The sequence below is a fragment of the Halobacillus halophilus DSM 2266 genome (assembly GCF_000284515.1).
In the GTDB taxonomy this organism is placed as follows: domain Bacteria; phylum Bacillota; class Bacilli; order Bacillales; family Halobacillaceae; genus Halobacillus; species Halobacillus halophilus.
Genome location: NC_017668.1, coordinates 3,942,247 through 3,960,727 on the forward strand (window position 1 = coordinate 3,942,247; position 18,481 = coordinate 3,960,727).

Genomic DNA, 18,481 nt, shown 5'->3' on the forward strand with positions numbered 1-18,481 from the left:
TCAGGGTAAGGGTAAAAATGGAAGATTAGAAGAAGGATTTACTCTTTCCTTTTGGAAGAAGACAGAATTCCCATCGCTTCTCGGTATTTAGCTACGGTTCGCCTGGAAATCATAATCTCGCTGTCGTTTTTAAGTTGATCTGCCAATTTCTGATCAGACACCGGCCGTTTTTTATCTTCTTCATCAATAAGACCTTTTATAAGTGATTTAACGTGACTTGCCGATACCGTATCTTCTTGATCTTTGCTAAGCGCAGAACTAAAGAAAAATTTAAGCTCGTACACGCCTAGTGGTGTTTGAATCGCTTTATTAGCTACGGCACGGCTCACGGTTGACTCGTGCATGTTAATTTTCTCTGCGACTTCCTTAAGTGTCATGGGCCTTAGAGATCCGCCCTCTAAAAAAGTGGTCTGTTTTTCAATGATGACTTCGGCCACTTTCAGGATGGTTTCCTTTCTTTGCTCCAAACTTCTGATCAGCCAGGATGCTTGTTTATAACAATTATCTACATAAGGTTGAGCCTGGGGGGAGCCAACAGATAAATCCGCAATGGAAGGATCCATTCTGACCGAAGAGGCAATTGATGGGATGTAGGTCAGTTTAAACGCCCCCTGCTCTTTCTTTACCATTAAATCCGGAGTTAAATAGGAGGTTGTCTCTCCATAAATTCCGGTTAATGGATGGGGCTGCAGCGTTTTTAATACAGCAAAAACACTCTGGATCCGGCCGGTAGAAACACCGGCTTGTTTCGCGACCTTGCTCCACCGCCTCTCAGCCAGGTCGTTCAGATAATTGGAAACGACGTCATACATCCACTGGTCTTCCGGGTAATTCTTGTTTAATTGGTAGAGGAGATATTCCTGCATCGTAAAGCATCCTAAACCACAGGGTTCTAACTCCTTGATAAGCTGAAGAGCCTGCCCTATTTTCTCCTTCGAAAAGGATAGATGGCCTGCAATTTCTTCAATTGATATTCGAAGATAGCCCTGTTCATCTAAATTGAGCAGTAAGAAACGGCTGATTTCTTTTAAATTTTCTTCTATCTCCAGCCAGTTAACTTGATCTACCAGTTTTTCTCTCCACCCTTTTTCGTAGGCAGCAAAGTATTCCACCGGATTAGAAGGCATCGTTTTATTGATTTTACCACCTGTGCTGTTAGGGGCTGCCGGTACTTCATCTATAGTAAGAACGGGGTTTTCTAAAGCCTGCTCCTCTAAATATTCCCACAAATCGGTGGTAGAGTACTGCAGTAAGGAAATGGCTTGACGTATCTCGGGGGTCATTACTAATCCAACGGTCTGAGTCTGGGTCAAATTAAGGTTCACACCAATATCCTCCTCGATATGATAACGCTTTCAAGTTTATAAGTCTTTCTTTTTATATTGCAGGAAATTACAAGAATTTTCAAGAAGGGACAAGACAAATAAAGATCGATAGTCTGTAAAATGCCAGTTTGATTATTTAATAAACACTTGCGATTGTGTAAGGATCGGTTTCGGCCATGCACGAATGCAGGGTCGTTCTGCATTACCACAGGACATGGTATTACTAGTTGAATTTCCATCTCTCAGAGCTTTCCCCTTCTTTAGTAACATCAGCAACGACGGTTTACATAGCCAAATAAAAAAGCCGGTACATGGGTACCGGCCAAAAAATAATTCTTTACAAATGTTCCACGTGAAACAATTCCTTAAAGTACGTGAGAAGCTAACGTTTTCTGTACATCTTCAATCGGGCTGTTCTTTTTGAAAAGCTTCCCGATCGGTTCACTGGATCCTGAAATCCAGATTTTCAATTCAGAATCTAAGTCAAAACTTCCAGCCGTTTCTACGCTGAAGTGCGTAATACTTTTATAAGGGATGGAGTGGTATTCTACTTTCTTTCCTGTCATCCCCTGTTTATCTACGAGCAGTAAGCGTCTATCGGTAAAAACAAATAAGTCCCGAAGTACTTTAAAGCCGCTTTCAATTTCTTCATAGTCTACTAAAATATCATCCAGCTGTTCTTCCAGCTTTTCAATATTCGCTTCACTCGCATTTCCCATTAATTCATCGAAAAAACCCACTGTTTACTCTCCTCTCTTACTGCATAAATCTCAGCAGAATACATTCGCTGGGATTTAATTCAATAGAAAGATTTCCTTTCTTTGAACTGAAGATGCGCTTTTTATTTTGCAGAGCCTGCCATTTTCCTTTGCGGATCGGAATATGGGCGGTTCGCTTCTCTGTAATATTCCGGTTAAATAGATAGACCATATGTTCATCATGCGCCTCATGCCCAAAGGCATCTACTCCATTGTCAATCCATCTTTCAAAGCCGAATAGATCTTCATGCAGATCATGCGGTTTCCAGTGACCGGTCCGCAGTACAGGGTGTTCTTTGCGCCATTTTCCAATTTGTTTATACCATTTCAGCAAATCCTGCTCCTCGTTGCCCCATGGATAGGGCTTACGGTTGTCCGGGTCAGCTCCCCCGTCAACTCCAGCTTCATCTCCGTAATAGAGGGAAGGAATTCCGGGAAATGAATACAGCCATAAGCTCAGGCCTTTTACCTGCGCCCGGTTAATGTTTACCCGGTGCTCCTCATCCATATAGCCCGGCAGGTAGTCGTGCAGCATCGTGATAATCCGCTCCACATCATGACTCGAGAGCATGTTCATTAACGCGTAAAAATATTGCTGTGGATAGTGTTCATTGAGTGTGGTCAGCCGACGGTTCACAAAGAACGCATCTACATCGCCTTTCATAAAGTCGAGCATAATTCTTCGAAGTGGGTAGTTCATCACCGAGTCAAGTACGCCACCAAGAAAATAATCTCTGCGGTTTCCATACGAACTTTTATTCGAAGCGTCTTCCCATACTTCTCCTAGAAGAACGCTTGATTTGTCCTCTTTTTTCAATTGCTGGTAAAGCTTCTTAATCAGATCGTCCGTCAGCTCATCGGCGACGTCCAGACGCCAGTGCTTTACCCCTGACCTTTGCCACGACTGGATGACACTGTTTTCATCATCGACTAAAAAGCTTTGGTAGTCTTCATTTTCTTTATTAAGCGTTGGAAGTGTTCCTACTCCCCACCAGGCGTCATAGTCATCTGGATAGTGATGGAACGTGTACCAGGTATAATACGGAGATTCCTTCGATTGATAGGCTCCTAAAGAGTCATATTGATTTTCCCTATTAAAATAAATACTGTTACTGCCTGTATGGCTGAAAACACCGTCGAGCATGATTTCGATGCCACGGTCAGCGGCTTCCTTAATTAACTGCTCAAATTCCTCTTTGGTTCCGAGCAGGCGATCAATTTTATGATAATCACCGGTGTCATACCGGTGGTTACTTTCAGCTTCAAAGATCGGATTTAAATAGATAACGGTAACTCCAAGAGAAGCAATATAGTCTAACTTTTCCTGAATTCCCTGCAAGTTGCCTCCGAAAAAGTCCCAGCGTACAACCTCTCCTCGTTCATTTCGAATATAGAAAGGATCATTTTCCCAATGAGCATGAATTAAGCTTGTTTTGGGAGCCTTTTTGGAATCTATTTCTCCTCCCGCAAAGAATCGGTCCGGGAAGATTTGATACATCGTGGCGTTTTTCCACCAGTCAGGTGTCTCGTACTCGGGATTGTAAACCGTGATCTGCCAGGAAGGCGGAACATGGTCATATATGGTTCCTTCTCCGCTTTCAAAGATATTCTCACGACCGTAAAACAAGGTATGATCCGTCAGTATAATTTCGAAAAAGTACCAGATTAACTGAGGTTCATCCGGCATCGTAATCGACGTTTCATACGAATCGAACTGATGCTCCTCGCTGTACAGATCCATCTTTTTCGTTTTTTCTGTATCGGTTTTATCAAGAATGTAATGAAGAATAACATGAGAGACCTCAAACCGATTATGAATATCAATGGATAATGATACCTTTGAACCTTTTGGTGCTGCACCAAAAGGTTCTCTATAGGTTAAGTCAAAACTATTATGATAAATGTCCCTGTGTTTCACTTAAACTCCCCCTAAGACCTCACTTTAACATTCGCGTGCGCTGAATCTGCCAAATATCAGTTGCATACTCCTGGATCGTCCGATCACTGGAGAACTTTCCGGATTTTGCAATGTTGATTAGACTCTTCTTGTTCCATTCCCGCTGATTCAGATAATCCCTGCTCACTTTTTGTTGAGTAAAGAGATAGCTGGCAAAATCTTTTAGTACAAAGAACTCATCGTTGTAGGTAAGCAGTGCGTCATAGATTTCCTGGAAGTCGGTTTCTCCCTTTGAAAAAGGACTATAGTGCACCAGCTGGTCTAAGGTGTGTCTTACTCTTGAGTCATTTTCATAAATTTCTCTAGAGGAATAGCTTCCATTACGGTAATACTCTAATACCTCTTCTGAACTCATTCCGAACGTATAGATGTTATCGTCTCCGACCAGATCATGGATTTCCACATTCGCTCCATCCATGGTTCCAACCGTTAACGCTCCGTTCATCATGAACTTCATGTTTCCTGTTCCGGAAGCTTCCTTACTGGCCGTTGAAATTTGTTCACTCACATTACTGGCTGGAATGACGCGCTCAGCAATCGATACGGAATAGTTAGGTAAAAAGACTACTTTAATTTTATCTTTCACGTCACGGTCATTGTTGACGACATGCGCGATTCGATTAATCAGCTGAATCACCTTTTTAGCAAAATGGTAGCTCGAGGCTGCCTTAGCGCCAAAGAAAAAGGTTCTAGGTACAATATCCAAAGTAGGATCAGATTTAATCTCATTGTACAAATGCATAATGTGGAGTGCGTTCAGCAGCTGGCGTTTGTAGCCATGAAGCCTTTTAATGTGGACGTCAAATATCGAGGCGGGATCAACGGCGATCCCCTGAGTCTCTTGAACCCAGTCAACTAGTTTTTGTTTATTTTCCTGTTTAATATCATGTAAACGATCTAAGAATGGGTGATCTTCCTGTTTATTCAACAGATCTTCTAATCGTTTAGGCTGCTCCATCCAGCTGTCGCCAATGGCTTCCGTGATGGCAGAACTCAAAGGTTTATTGGCGTGCATCAGCCATCTTCTGTGAGTGATGCCGTTCGTCTTATTATTGAAGCGTTCAGGAAAGGTGTCATAAAACCGCTTCATTTCCCGTTTCTTTAAAATTTCTGTGTGGAGTTTCGCTACTCCGTTGACACTATGACTGCCCACGATAGATAAATGAGCCATTTTCACCTGACCGTCAGCCACGATGGCAAGATCAGCAATCCTGTCAAAATCTCCAGGGTACGTACGCCATAGATCCTGGCAGAAACGCTCATTAATCTCATCAATAATCATAAAGATGCGGGGAAGGAGAGAGCGGACCATATCTACTGGCCATGCCTCCAGGGCTTCACTGAGTGTTGTATGGTTCGTATAAGAAACTGATGATTGCGTAAGATCCCAGGCTTCTTCCCATCCTAAACCTTTTTCATCCATTAAGATGCGCATTAATTCAGGAATAACAAGGGCAGGGTGTGTATCGTTGATATGAAGAGCAGCTTTATCAGGGAAAGATGTCCAAGGCAGATCCAGACGTTCAAACGAGCGTATGACAGACTGAACCCCTGCAGAGACCAGGAAGTATTCCTGCTTCAGTCGCAGTCTCTTTCCTTCATCCGTCGAATCGTCCGGGTACAGGAAGGAAGAAATAGACTCAAGCTCCCGTTTATAGTCTAAAAAGGAAGCAGAATTATTTTCGATTTCGGCTTTTCTTAACGTGTTCTCTACGATTGGCTCGGCCGACCATAGTCGCAGCGTATTGACTGTATCATTGTTATAGCCTGCGATCGGAACATCATAAGGTACCGCCTGAACCTGTTCATAATTTTTATATTCAAAGTGAAGAGGACCCGATTCATTTTTTACCGCTTCCACGTTACCGCCAAACCGGACTTCCACCGCTTCTTCAGGGCGACGGACTTCCCATATAAAATCCTGGGACAGCCAGTGATCTGGAAGTTCAACCTGCTGGCCGTCAATAATATGCTGCTCGAACATTCCATATCTGTACCGGATCCCATATCCATGACCAGCTAATTCCAGGGAGGCCAGTGAATCTAAGAAGCAAGCTGCCAACCGGCCTAATCCGCCATTTCCAAGCCCCGCATCATGTTCCTTCTCCTCAAGACTGGTCAAATTCAGGCCTAAGTCGTCGAGCCCTTCTTCTACGAGAGATAACATCTTCAGATTAAGTAAATTATTTCCGAGCAGACGCCCCATTAAAAACTCCATGGAAAAGTAATAGACCTGCTTATTCTTATTGGTCCTGTAATCCTGATTCGTTTTAACCCAATTTCTGCTGATTCTTTCCTGAACTAATGCTCCTAAGGCTTTGTAAGCATCGCGCTCTGTGGCTTCTTCTGCTTTTTTCCCAAGTTTTGTCTCAAGCTTAGCTTTAAACGCTTCCTTAAACTCTTCTTTATCGCTGAACATTAAAGTCACCTTATCGTCTCCTCTCATCCCGCCTGCTACTGGATCATAGCTTTATACAAATCCATGTACTCATTAGCAGAGGTCTCCCATGTGAACTTGCTCTTGCTAATATTATTGACTAATTTCTCCCAAGCAACAGGATCATGATAGATTTCGATGGCTCTTCTGATCGTATAGAGCATGTCGTGGGCATTGTAATTCTCAAAGGTAAAGCCGTTCCCTTCTCCCGTACCCTCTACAAAAGGATGTACCGTATCCGCTAAACCGCCTGTCTCCCGGACAATAGGGGCAGTCAGATAACGTAATGCAATTAATTGCCCGATACCGCACGGCTCAAATCTCGACGGCATTAAGAACATGTCGCTTGCCGCATAAATCTGACGGGAAAGAGGTTCCGAAAATGTAATGTTGGCAGACATTTTGTTAGGGTGCCGGTCCTGCGCCCATTGAAACATCTCCTCATATTCATGTTCTCCTGTACCCAGTAATACGATTTGTACATCCTCTTCGGACAGTAGATCGTCAATCACGTGACCGATGAGATCGAATCCTTTTTGTTCAACCAATCTGGAAACGATGCCAATCATAGGTACCTCCTGCCTGATTGGTAAACCTAACTGCTCCTGAAGCCATAACTTGTTCTGATTTTTTTGAATCAGTGAACTGCGAAAAGGAAAAGCAAGAGCTTCGTCATTCATAGGATTATAATTTTCTTCATTAATTCCATTGACTATACCGACTAATTCATTGGAACGCTTTCTTAATACTCCGTCTAGGTTTTCCCCGAAATAGGGCGTTTGAATCTCTTTTGCATAAGTTTCACTAACGGTTGTAATAAAATCTGCGAAATTCAGGGCACCTTTCATAAAATTGACGTCACCGTAAAATTCGAACGTGTCTTCTGTCATCATATTCTCATCATAATCCATTAAGTCATGGGCAACTGAACGGGCAAAAACCCCCTGGTATTTCAGATTATGGATGGTAAAGACCGTTTTCATTCCCTGAAACTTTTCCACATCCTTATAGTGGGTATGTAACAAGGCAGGAATCAGCCCGCTTTGCCAGTCGTGGCAGTGCAGAACGTCAGGACGCCAGTCCAGCGCGTTTACCATTTCCATGATCGCGCGATTGAAAAAGACAAATCGTTCGGCCTCGTCATCATATCCATACAAGTTCGAACGTTTAAAATAGTATTCATTATCAATAAAATATACAGGTACACCTTCGTATTCTATATATTCAACGCCTGCATATTGGTTCCGCCAGCCCATTTGAACATTTAATTCATCCAAATGAGTCAGCTGCATTTTCCAATGGTCATCCATATTCTCATACTTCGGCAGCACAACTCTTACATCTGTCCCTTGTTCTCTCAAGGATTGAGGCAGAGATCCTAATACATCCGCCAGTCCCCCTGTTTTTATAAATGGTGTGCATTCAGACCCAATCATCAATATGTTCATTGTGGTTCACTCCTTTATGTGTTCACTACCTCACTTATTATGACCGATAAACTTGCAATGATGATGAAAAAGGGCTGTCAGAATGAATTGGTTCAGACAGCCCTTTTTATAAAATTTTACATGGTTTTTCGTTTAGGTAAAACAAATGGTTTTTCAGGGGCACCAATTAGTGTGCGGCTCTCGGAAATGCTGCAATCTTTATCCAGAATGACGTTTTCCAGGACTGCATTACTTTCAATTTCACAACGCTGCATAATGATCGAGTTTTTAATGACGGCACCTTCGCCCACCTTAACGCCACGGAACAGAATACTATCTTCCACATGGCCTTCTATAATACAACCATTGGCTACTAAAGTATTATTAACATTAGAAGAAGCAGCATACTTAGCAGGTGCTTCATTCTTAACCTTCGTTAAGACAGGGGCTTCATCTCTAAATAATTCGTCACGCTTTTCTACGTCAAGCAGCTTCGTGCTGGCTCTGTAATAGCTTTCCACAGAATTTACCAGAGCATGAACACCCTCGTATTCATAAGCATGAACATGAAGATCTGGAATCTTGGCTTTAATGCCATCCAGGAAGAAGTGCGAGCACCCATGGGCAATACACTCTTCCACCAATTCATACAAATAATCTTTTTTAATAAGATACATATCCATATAAACATTTTTATTCCCATGATCATTGTTAATGGAAGTTACCCGGCCTTCTTCATCCACATCCAGTTTATGGGCCATTTGATGCTCGGGATAAAGCTCATCCACTTTTTTATAAATAACGGTAACATCAGCGTTTACATCTTTATGCTCTTTAAGCACATCCTGGAAATTGATGTTGCAAATGTGCTGGGAACCCGAGACTAGAATATAGTCAGCAAGTGTACGCCTTAGGAAATCTATATTGTTATGAAAATGCTGCAGATCTCCCCTGGAAATATCAGTTGGATCATTCCAGTCCGGCGGAAGGATGAAAAGACCTCCCCGCTTACGGTCCAGATCCCAGGCTTTGCCCTGTTCAAGGTGGTCCATCAGTGATCTGTATTTGCGACGGGCGAATACAGCGACTGATTCAATGCGCGAATTCGTCATATTGGAAATCGTAAAATCAATCATTCGGTAACGTCCGGCAAATGGAACCGCAGCCCCGCACCGGAAGTAAGTTAGTTCATCCAATAAATCCTGTTCATGATCCAAGTTTATAATTCCTGCTATTTGATCCATAGAATCCTCCTCTTAACTATTAGCTGCATAGCTTGATGCCAAGACGCTGCCTTCTTCTGCTACAAGTGTAATCTCACTGTCCGGGGCAGGGTCGCCAATCACTGCTCCATCCTCAATAACGCTTCCTTTTGCTATGATAGCGCGATTAATTTTCACATTTTTACCTATCTTCACATTAGGCATGACTACGGAATCCTTAACAACGGAGGATTCGCCCACATGTACCCCATAAAAGATAACCGAAGTATCAATCGTTCCATAAATGCGGCAGCCTTCATTAATCAATGCATTCCGGACTGTGGCAGAAGGCGCAATATATTGGGGAGGCTGATTTGGATTTTTGGAATAGATTCTCCATGTATGATCATTCAAGTTAAGTCCTGGTTTAGGCTGAAGCAAATCCATATTGGCTTCCCACAAACTGTCAACTGTACCAACATCCTTCCAGTAACCGTCAAAGGTATAAGCCATTAACTTCTTCTCATCTTTAAGAAAAGCCGGTATAATATCTTTTCCGAAGTCATGAGAAGAACCTTCTTTATCCGCATCGTCGATCAAGTACTGCTTCAACACGTCCCAGCGGAAAATGTACACGCCCATAGAGGCGAGGTTACTCTTCGGAAATTCAGGTTTTTCATCAAATTCATCAATTCGGCCATTTTCTTCTGTGTTCATAATGCCGAAGCGGCTGGCATCTTCCCACGGCACTTCCAGGACGGAAATGGTGGCGTCAGCACCGGAAGATTTGTGATACTCGAGCATATCGCTGTAATCCATTTTATAAATGTGGTCACCGGAAAGAATGAGCACATGCTCCGGATCGTATTGATTCAGGAATTCCAGGTTCCTGTAAATGGCGTTGGCTGTTCCTTCATACCAGCCTCCGCCTTCTGCCTGCATAAACGGAGGAAGAACGGATACTCCGCCAAATTTTCTGTCTAGATCCCAGGGGGCTCCGATACCGATATAGTCATTTAAAATCAGGGGTTCATATTGAGTAAGCACCCCGACTGTATCAATCCCTGAATTGGTACAGTTACTTAAAGGAAAATCGATGATTCTGTATTTCCCACCAAAATACACCGCAGGCTTGGCAATCTTTTTGGTAAGTGATTTTAATCTTGTTCCTTGTCCTCCAGCTAACAGCATAGCTACACATTCTTTATTTTTCATGATTTTCCTCCTTGGATACTGAAGTTCTCTTCAAGAAGCTCACACCGAGCGGTGGAATGGTCATGGTGATATGCTGATCCTGGCCTTGCCAGGGTTCAGGAATTGTTCCGAGCGGCCCTCCATTGACCTGCCCTGAACCTCCGAAGCGTTCCGCATCACTCGAGAAGATTTCTTTGTATGAGCCATGTTTCGGTACTCCTACTTTGTAATCGTGATAAACCTGAGGAGTGAAATTGCATACCACGATTAATTGATCGTTTGATGTACGGCTGTTCCTTGCGAATGATACAATGCTTTGATCGTAATTCTGGGCATCAATCCATGAAAACCCTTCTTCTTTGTGATCAAGTTCCCATAAAGGAGCCGAGTCCAGATAGAGTTGGTGAAGCTCTTTCATGTAATTCTTGGTGGCAGCATGGGAGTCATACTCCAGGAGCTCCCAATCAAGATCTTCAAGGTCTTTCCATTCATCGAACTGACCAAACTCACCTCCCATGAATAATAACTTCTTACCAGGGTGGGCATACATGTACCCTAAAAAGGCTCTTAAGTTTGCGAATTTCTGCCAATAGTCGCCCGGCATCTTATTTAGTAACGATTTCTTTCCATGGACAACTTCATCATGGGAAATCGGAAGTACGAAGTTTTCTGAGAAAGCATAGAACAATGAGAATGTAATGAGATTATGGTTGTACTTACGATGGATGGGATCCGTCTCCATGTATTTTAGCATGTCATTCATCCAGCCCATATTCCATTTATAGTTAAAGCCGAGTCCCCCGATATAAGTGGGAGAACTGACTAATGGCCATGAAGTCGACTCTTCTGCCATCATGAGTGTATCTGGAACTTCTTCAAATACAGCCTCATTCATCTTCTTAATGAAAGAAACCGCTTCGATATTTTCACGGCCTCCATATTCATTCAGCTCCCATTCCCCTTCGTTCTTGCCAAAGTCTAAATACAGCATGCTTGCTACAGCATCGACACGCAGACCATCCAGATGGTATTCCTTCAGCCAGTAAATCGCATTGGATATTAAGAAGCTGTGTACTTCACTTCTTCCAAAATCAAAGGTTAACGTACCCCACTGCGTCTTCTCCGCTTTGCTCGGGTTCTGATATTCATAGAGGGCTTCCCCGTCAAAACGTCTTAACCCGTGTTCGTCTTTACAAAAGTGGCCGGGTACCCAGTCCAGAATGACTCCGAGCCCATGCTGGTGACATTGATCGACGAAATATTTGAAGTCATCGGGTGATCCGTAGCGTGATGTCACACCAAAGTAACCAGTGGTCTGATAGCCCCAGGAACGGTCAAAAGGGTGTTCCATAATTGGAAGGAGTTCGATATGTGTATAGCCGAGATCCTTAACATAAGGAATAACCATATCTGCATATTCACGATAATTGTAGTAAACTTCAGGTTCAATATACTTCCATGAACCTAAATGAAGCTCATAGATGGATACAGGAGATTCATAGATATTTTGAGCTTTTCGTTCCTTCATCCATTCATCATCATTCCATGTATAGTTATCAAGAGGATAAACAACGGAAGCCGTATCGGGGCGCAATTCGCTGGAAAAAGCGTAAGGGTCAGCTTTTAAACGAAGATGTCCATGAGCCGTCAAAATTTCATATTTATAGATGGTGCCTTTTTCAAGGTTCGGAATAAAGGCCATCCATATCCCATTATCGTTCACTTTCTCCATAGGATTCTGTCTTCCGTCCCATTCATTAAATATACCTACCACACTTACTTGTACAGCATTGGGCGCCCAGACTGCAAAACGAATACCTTCTACTCCGTCCTGAACATCCGGGTGAGCCCCAAGAAGCCGGTAACTATACCGGAGATTTCCTTCATGAAATAAGTAGATATCGTGTTCTAACGTTGATTCATTGGCCACACCATCACTCCTCTATCGATTAGAAATATAGTTTGTTCGCTAAAGCAAGAATTCATGCTAATTTCCGCTATATTCTTATCATAAAATCCAAGATTAGCTTTTACAATTGAATTTAATAAAAATTTTCTGAAAAGTTTTGTCGAATTTTGCCTGCTTCCGTAAATATTGCTCGAATTGGAGCCAAATGCTACATAAGCCTTTACAGTAAGCGCTTACACCGAGTTACTCCTCCTATTCCACTATAACCCCACCTAAAAACCTTATTTTATAATTTACAATAATTGGATGACCTGAGGTGGAGGATATTACCAGGATCCTTTTATGGTAACATTATTGTAATAAAGATTATGGTAATAAATTGGTTTCACCAAAATTATTTAGTGGTAAAGACAAAGTAAACGAATGAAGAGGTGAGTGGTTATGTCATTAGCAGGGATCAGTTTACTGATTATCGCAATCTCCTTTGCTTTAATTGCCATATTTGTGGTGAAGACATTGAAAGCAGCATCCAGTACAATGTCGAGTGTCTCTACTACTCTTGAAAAAGTAGAGGGACAGATGCAGGGGATTACAACGGAATCAGAAAGCTTATTAAAGAAAACGAACAACATTGCAGCAGACTTTGAAAATAAGACCCAGTCATTGAACGGATTGGTAAGTTCCTTACAAAACGTCGGTTCAACAGTTGGGAATGTGAATCAATCCTTACAGGGAATGAGTGAAAGTGTCGCTCATGCATCCAATAAGAGAGATGACCAGGTGGCTCAAGCCATGCGATGGGGCGATGCAGCTCTCAATCTGTATATGAAATGGAAAAGAACTCAAAGAAAATAGGAAAGCGAGGCTTACACAATGGACTATTTAGGAATTGGCGTACTTATCATAGGGATAGCTTTTGCAATTGTCTCCATATTTTTAATTAAAGCATTGAATAATTTAGCCAATGTTCTTGGAGGAGTTCGCAAAACCGTCGATCAGCTTCCGGAACAATTGGACTCCGTTATGAAAGAAACATCGAATGTTCTTAATAACAGTAATGATACACTAGCAGATGTAAATGAGAAGATACGTGCCCTTAGCCCTCTTTTCTATATTGTCGGGGATATCGGGGAATCTTCCAGAAAGCTGACATCCTCACTCGTGGATATGACTCATTCCATGAAGGAAAGCACGCACGAGGGTGAACAGAAAATTAACGAAGAAGGCTGGCGCGGTATTTACGGCGCACTTGCTCTTACCTACTATTTAACACAAAAACGGAAAGAGTTAAAAACGGCTAGTACAGGAGGTCAATCATGAGTAAAAGAGACTGGCTAACTGGTTTATCTGTAGGGGCCTTAAGTGGTATAAGTGCTCAATCACTTAAGAAAAGCCCCTCTGTTTATAAAATGAAGTTTGAACGCAAGAAAGACAATTTCGTAGAAACGGGCAAAGAGAAGTACAGAAACATACAGTCAGCGAGACAAGAGCTGCAAAGAAAAGCTAAAACTAATACAAAGGGGAAATCAAACATGGAAAATAATCAAACGACTCAAACTCAAAATCAACCTAAACGCGGAAGCGGCAGAAAACTTCCACTTGCAATTATTACAGGTGCCGTAATCGGTGGAGCTTTTATTCTAATTAAGGATCCTCAGGAAAGACAGCGTCTGAAAGAAGGTTCCCGCTCCACTAAAGATTCTGTAACCGGATTTGCTTCTGAAGTAAAAGAAGATCCATCAGGTAAAAAAGATGACATTATGACTCGCGTAAAACGTGTCGTAAACATTACAAACGAAGCGATTTCAACGATTCAAGAAGTGTTCAACAATCAGGGTAAAGAGATTTCCGATAAAGTACAGGACATTAAAGAAGAATCCGAAGAAATCATCTCAACAGCGAAAGACGCTGGAGAGGATCTGCAGGAAGCAGGCACCAAGGCTAAAGAAGCAAAAGACGAATTAACTGAATCTGAAGAAGAAGCAGCTGCTTCTTCTGAGAAGGAAGATAATGTAGTAAGTGTAAATAAAACTCGATAAACGGACTATAAAGACTCTACTAGTGAAATTCATTAGTAGAGTCTTTATTTATTTACAACTACATACATTTATCAGGATCTACTCAGCTCTGATCATTCTTACTAAAAGGCTTTGCTAAACTTTCGTGATGATTTTAAGGTAAAGCTCCCGTTACTTGAAGACTTGATTTCGAGACTTTTGTAAGAATTTGGTCCTGCGGGGGACGATTTCGCTTTTCGCAGGCATGTGCTGAGCTTCCTCGGGCTTAACAGCCCTGCGGGATCTCACCGATCATGTTCATCCCGCAGAAGTCTTCATCGTCCCCCTCCGGACCTGGCCAAATTAGAAACTCGAAACCATTTAAGACATCGACTGGTTAATGAGAAAAAAACATGTGATCACCAGGCTATTTTCATGTTATAACGATGTGAAATAGACTGTCATAAAAGCATTTAGAACCAATTAAAAAGGAGAACATTCTCTCTTATAAAAGCGTCCGTTATACTCACGTGGCTGGGTTGGTGGGGAAATGGGGAGACTCCCATGGGAGAAGGGACTAGGTGAGATCCCGCAGGGAGTGAAACGACCGAGGAAGCTCACCGTTCCCCCATAGGAAAGCGAGTTATTTCCCCACCAGCCCCTTTCTCATATCGTAACGGATCCAAATTATCTCGAAACTGAGTCTTCCACAATACGGCCCTATTGCGTAATAAGCTTCTTATGAAAGATCAACAGTAAACTTTAAAAAAGCCTACTAAAAAAAAGAGGGCGTGCGCCCTCTTTACATGTCATCTGGATCTCGATCCGGTAATCGATCCTTATCGATATATTCATTGTCAGACATACCAAATTCTGTGCTATGGTTTTTGAACTGAGCCAGCCGGCCGTTTCTTTTCTCGCCTTTGTTTTTGTTTTCTTTAAACTGATTATCCGGTTTTTTGTCCTTCTTACTCATTTGATGATCACCCTTTCAAAATAAATGCCTCTTCGGTTTAGGCTTTGAAATTCAGGGTCTTTTATACATGAGATTTGAAAGAAGGGCTATTCCGTAATAAAGTTCCTGTTCACTTCTTCCTGCGAACGATCTTCCATCCGCTCTAGATGTTTGCTGAACATGGCCATGACCAGCAAATGGACTTTGGCCTGCGTGTACTTATAGAAGAACCACGGAAGAGATGGCATGAAATCATGAATAGCCACAATGGCTTCGTGAGTCCCGGGGATCTGCCTGAACTCCATCCGCCCTCTCATATTCTTCTGGTTATCCGAGAGACCACCACCTGTAATGTAATAAAGCGCACGGTTCGATGTACTCCGCTCATGAGAGTAACTCATCTTCAGCAAGGACGATTCTGTAAAAGAAAAGCCGATGCGGCAATTTAAATTCTCATCTACGGTTGTGGTAATCCACGGATTCAATTTGTCTTCCAGCCATTTAACGTAATGCTGGGCCACCCAATTGGCATCTTTACCAACGGGAACAATAATTCGCTGAACGGAACGAACGTCATGCTGGATATCCAGGTTGGGTGTTTTTTTAGTGCTTTTTCCTTCACTTTGTCTTTCCTTTTCGAGCGCATCCCTTGCTGCTTCTTCAAATGTTATCGACCCCCGGCTGATTCCGGGAACTTCATTCTCTGGATGAGTCGTCATCGGATGCGTAAGACTTTCAATCAGCGGATAAGCGATTTCCTTAGGTGCACCGGCAACTAAGGTTAACCATAAGCGTGATAATCTCACCGTCATAAACGGAAGATCAAACAGCTTCGGGTTTCTCCCCATCACTTGAGCGGTTTTCAGCATCATGGACCGGTACGTCATGACTTCAGGACCGCCTACATCAATCGACCGGTCTTTTAATTCCTCTTTGTTCACACTTTGATCAAGTGCATTCAATACATCTGGTAAAGCGACAGGATGCGTTTCTGTCTTGGTCCATTTCGGCAGAAGCATAACCGGCAGTCTCTTCACCAATTTTCTCAAAATTGGAAATGAGGAACCTTTTGGACCTACGATAAGTCCTGCTCTGATTGTGGTCACCGGAACACCATAAGAACGCAGGATCTGGTCGACTTCCTGCCTGCTTTTTAAATGCCTCGATAAAGATTTAGAACTCTTCGGGATGATTCCACTTAAGTAAATGATCTGTTTAACCCCTTGCTTTTTAGCTGCCTGGGCAAAGTTATCCGCTAGAATAACGTCCATGTCCTGAAAAGATCCCTGAGTCAGCTTAGCTCCAGGCATCATGGAATGCACAAGGTACACGGCAATGTCCGCTCCCTCAAGCCCTTTCTCAGCATCTGCCATAGAGTAGAGGTCACAGGAACGCCATGTGACGTTTTCACTGTCCTCTTTATTATCGCCGCTCCTTGATAAAGCAATGACATCCGCGTGATCCGTCAGCTTATCCATTAAATTATTTCCTATATACCCACTCGCTCCCGTAAGAGCAACTACAGGTCTTTGATTAGGCAAAACGATCCTCTCCTTTTTAATTCCATATAAACTGAATTCCCTTTTTTTACCTGAAAGTAACTTTTGGATAGGCTGGTGTGGATACTCTTTCTTAGAGTTTCATTGAGGAGAGAATCAGTTTTGAGATCATTCGAATCCGTTATTAAAAAAGGGAGGAGTGAACTAAGGTAGCAACTCGCTTTCTTGAGGACATGCATCATGCAGGTCCGCAACTGAGCCTTACAGTATCGTGACCTTCTCTGTTAAAAGAACAAACAAATACACACAGGTGCTTGATTATTAACAGAGCAATTCATGTCGTAAACCCTTTATGGTTATACTCTTACAATAGCCTGTGGCAGCGATCGCAACGCAATAAGGAGCATTAGTTTTGACACATATGATGCGATGTCTTATTGTATTCAGGTAATATGTAGTATTTTAGTCAGGATTAAAACAGGCAACAGCCTGCTGGATAAAGGAGGTACCCCATGAAATCATTGTGGAACACATACGTGCAAACGTCTCTAATTAAAAAAATCACCGCCGCTCTTATTCTTGGTATTATAATCGGACTTATTTTTGGAGAGGAAGCTTCTGTTTTAGCTCCTTTTGGTGACCTACTGCTTCGTCTGCTTCGGTTTATCATTATTCCATTAATCTTACTGACCCTGATTGTCGGGGTAAACCAGACGAATATAGGCAACCTTGGACGAATGGGAGGAAAGGTATTTCTTTACTATTTAGGTACCTCTGCTTTTGCAATTATGGTCGGCGTGCTGGTCGCCAGTCTTTTCAACCCTGGTACAGGCACGACGCTCGATGGGAGCGAAAGTTTTGAAGTTCCTGAGAATCCAGGTGTTACGCAGGTTCTATTAAACATTGTACCGGATAATATATTTACAGCCTTCACAGAAATGAATTTGCTCGGGATTATTTTCACAGCGATTGTATTTGGAATTGCGATTTCTTATTTACGATCCACTCAAACCTATGGGAATTTAGGCGACCACCTCTATAAAGTAATAGAGGCCCTCAACGAAGCAACGCTTACCGTTATGAAAGGGATCCTGCAGTATGTACCTATCGGTATTCTTGCTATTATTGCCGAAGTCGTAGGGACTCAGGGAGTCAACACATTGGGGTCTTTAGGAAACTTTATTTTAGTTCTATATATAGCTCTGCTTGTTCAGCTCGCGCTATACACCGTTCTACTTTTTGTTACGAAAAGAAATCCTGGAGGCTTCTTTAAAGAAGCGCGCACCCCTATGCTTACGGCGTTTGTAACGCAAAGCAGTTCGGGTACGCTGCCTGTAACCTTGAATGCGGCCCATAATCTCGGCATCTCCAAAAGCTTATACGGTTTCAGTCTGCCTTTAGGGGCAACGATAAATATGGACGGGGCAGCCATTCGGATTGCCGTTTCTGCTGTATTCGCTGCTAATGTCGTTGGAGATCCGCTAAGCATGGCGGCCATTATTCAGGTCGTTATTGTAGGGACTCTCGCTTCTGTTGGTACGGCTGGAGTACCTGGAGCAGGTATTATCATGATTGCTACGGTCTTTTCTCAAGTAGGCCTCCCTATGGAAGCCGTGGCGCTTCTAACAGCTGTGGATGTCCTTGTCGGTATGGGCGCAACCGCTCTGAACGTCACAGGAGATCTAGTAGGCTCTTCCGTGATCAATAAAACGGAGAAAAATCAAAATGCAGAATCAGCTTCATGAATTTTAAAAAAAGCAGAAAACCCTCGTGTCAGCTCTAGAGTGACCTAGAAAAATGAGACGTAATAAAACACCTTCA

General features: G+C 42.7%; 14 protein-coding genes. 4 read left to right on the forward strand and 10 right to left on the reverse strand.

What is annotated here, in order from left to right; genetic code table 11:
• Positions 1–38: 38 nt before the first annotated feature.
• The 8 genes from rpoN to glgB all read right to left on the reverse strand — a co-directional run bounded on the left by rpoN (position 39) and on the right by glgB (position 12,230).
• Positions 39–1,325, reverse strand: a complete 1,287-nt coding sequence (rpoN, locus tag HBHAL_RS19275; protein WP_014645207.1) for an RNA polymerase factor sigma-54 — start codon at positions 1,323–1,325, stop codon at positions 39–41.
• A 365-nt stretch (positions 1,326–1,690) separates the two neighbouring features.
• Positions 1,691–2,065 carry a PH domain-containing protein gene (locus tag HBHAL_RS19280; RefSeq protein ID WP_014645208.1) on the reverse strand — a complete coding sequence of 125 codons (375 nt, stop codon included), beginning with the start codon at positions 2,063–2,065 and terminating at the stop codon, positions 1,691–1,693.
• 16 nt (positions 2,066–2,081) lie between these two features.
• The gene (locus HBHAL_RS19285; RefSeq protein ID WP_014645209.1) at positions 2,082–4,001 is read right to left on the reverse strand and encodes a glycoside hydrolase family 13 protein; all 1,920 of its coding nucleotides are present in this window, start codon (positions 3,999–4,001) and stop codon (positions 2,082–2,084) included.
• Positions 4,002–4,020: 19 nt separating this feature from the next.
• Positions 4,021–6,459 (reverse strand): glycogen/starch/alpha-glucan phosphorylase, encoded by a 2,439-nt coding sequence (locus HBHAL_RS19290; protein ID WP_014645210.1) that lies wholly within the window; start codon positions 6,457–6,459, stop codon positions 4,021–4,023.
• 35 nt (positions 6,460–6,494) lie between these two features.
• Positions 6,495–7,925 carry a glycogen synthase GlgA gene (gene glgA / locus HBHAL_RS19295; protein WP_014645211.1) on the reverse strand — a complete coding sequence of 477 codons (1,431 nt, stop codon included), beginning with the start codon at positions 7,923–7,925 and terminating at the stop codon, positions 6,495–6,497.
• Positions 7,926–8,041: 116 nt separating this feature from the next.
• Positions 8,042–9,148: a glucose-1-phosphate adenylyltransferase subunit GlgD gene (gene glgD / locus HBHAL_RS19300; protein ID WP_014645212.1), complete on the reverse strand. Its 1,107-nt coding sequence runs from the start codon at positions 9,146–9,148 to the stop codon at positions 8,042–8,044.
• Positions 9,149–9,160: 12 nt separating this feature from the next.
• Positions 9,161–10,321 (reverse strand): glucose-1-phosphate adenylyltransferase, encoded by a 1,161-nt coding sequence (locus HBHAL_RS19305; RefSeq protein ID WP_014645213.1) that lies wholly within the window; start codon positions 10,319–10,321, stop codon positions 9,161–9,163.
• Positions 10,311–12,230, reverse strand: a complete 1,920-nt coding sequence (gene glgB / locus HBHAL_RS19310) for a 1,4-alpha-glucan branching protein GlgB (protein ID WP_014645214.1) — start codon at positions 12,228–12,230, stop codon at positions 10,311–10,313. The genes HBHAL_RS19305 and glgB overlap by 11 nt, the downstream gene beginning before the upstream one ends.
• A gap of 420 nt (positions 12,231–12,650) precedes the next feature.
• Here glgB and HBHAL_RS19315 point away from each other — a divergent pair, with 420 nt between their 5' ends.
• The 3 genes from HBHAL_RS19315 to HBHAL_RS19325 are packed head-to-tail and all read left to right on the forward strand — an operon-like array spanning position 12,651 to position 14,248.
• Positions 12,651–13,064 carry a DUF948 domain-containing protein gene (locus HBHAL_RS19315; protein WP_014645215.1) on the forward strand — a complete coding sequence of 138 codons (414 nt, stop codon included), beginning with the start codon at positions 12,651–12,653 and terminating at the stop codon, positions 13,062–13,064.
• Positions 13,065–13,082: 18 nt separating this feature from the next.
• Positions 13,083–13,529, forward strand: coding sequence for a DUF948 domain-containing protein (locus HBHAL_RS19320; RefSeq protein WP_014645216.1), 447 nt, complete (start codon positions 13,083–13,085; stop codon positions 13,527–13,529).
• Positions 13,526–14,248, forward strand: a complete 723-nt coding sequence (locus HBHAL_RS19325) for a hypothetical protein (protein WP_014645217.1) — start codon at positions 13,526–13,528, stop codon at positions 14,246–14,248. Before HBHAL_RS19320 ends, HBHAL_RS19325 begins: the two co-directional genes overlap by 4 nt.
• A 760-nt stretch (positions 14,249–15,008) precedes the next feature.
• Here HBHAL_RS19325 and HBHAL_RS21775 read toward each other — a convergent pair.
• Together HBHAL_RS21775 and HBHAL_RS19330 are read right to left on the reverse strand one after the other, a co-directional pair.
• The gene (locus HBHAL_RS21775) at positions 15,009–15,182 is read right to left on the reverse strand and encodes a hypothetical protein (RefSeq protein WP_014645218.1); all 174 of its coding nucleotides are present in this window, start codon (positions 15,180–15,182) and stop codon (positions 15,009–15,011) included.
• Between the two features lie 86 nt (positions 15,183–15,268).
• Positions 15,269–16,702 carry an NAD(P)H-binding protein gene (locus HBHAL_RS19330; RefSeq protein WP_014645219.1) on the reverse strand — a complete coding sequence of 478 codons (1,434 nt, stop codon included), beginning with the start codon at positions 16,700–16,702 and terminating at the stop codon, positions 15,269–15,271.
• A gap of 470 nt (positions 16,703–17,172) precedes the next feature.
• On the opposite strand from HBHAL_RS19330, the gene HBHAL_RS19335 reads away from it, so the two are divergent.
• Positions 17,173–18,405: a dicarboxylate/amino acid:cation symporter gene (locus HBHAL_RS19335; protein ID WP_014645220.1), complete on the forward strand. Its 1,233-nt coding sequence runs from the start codon at positions 17,173–17,175 to the stop codon at positions 18,403–18,405.
• Positions 18,406–18,481: the final 76 nt, after the last annotated feature.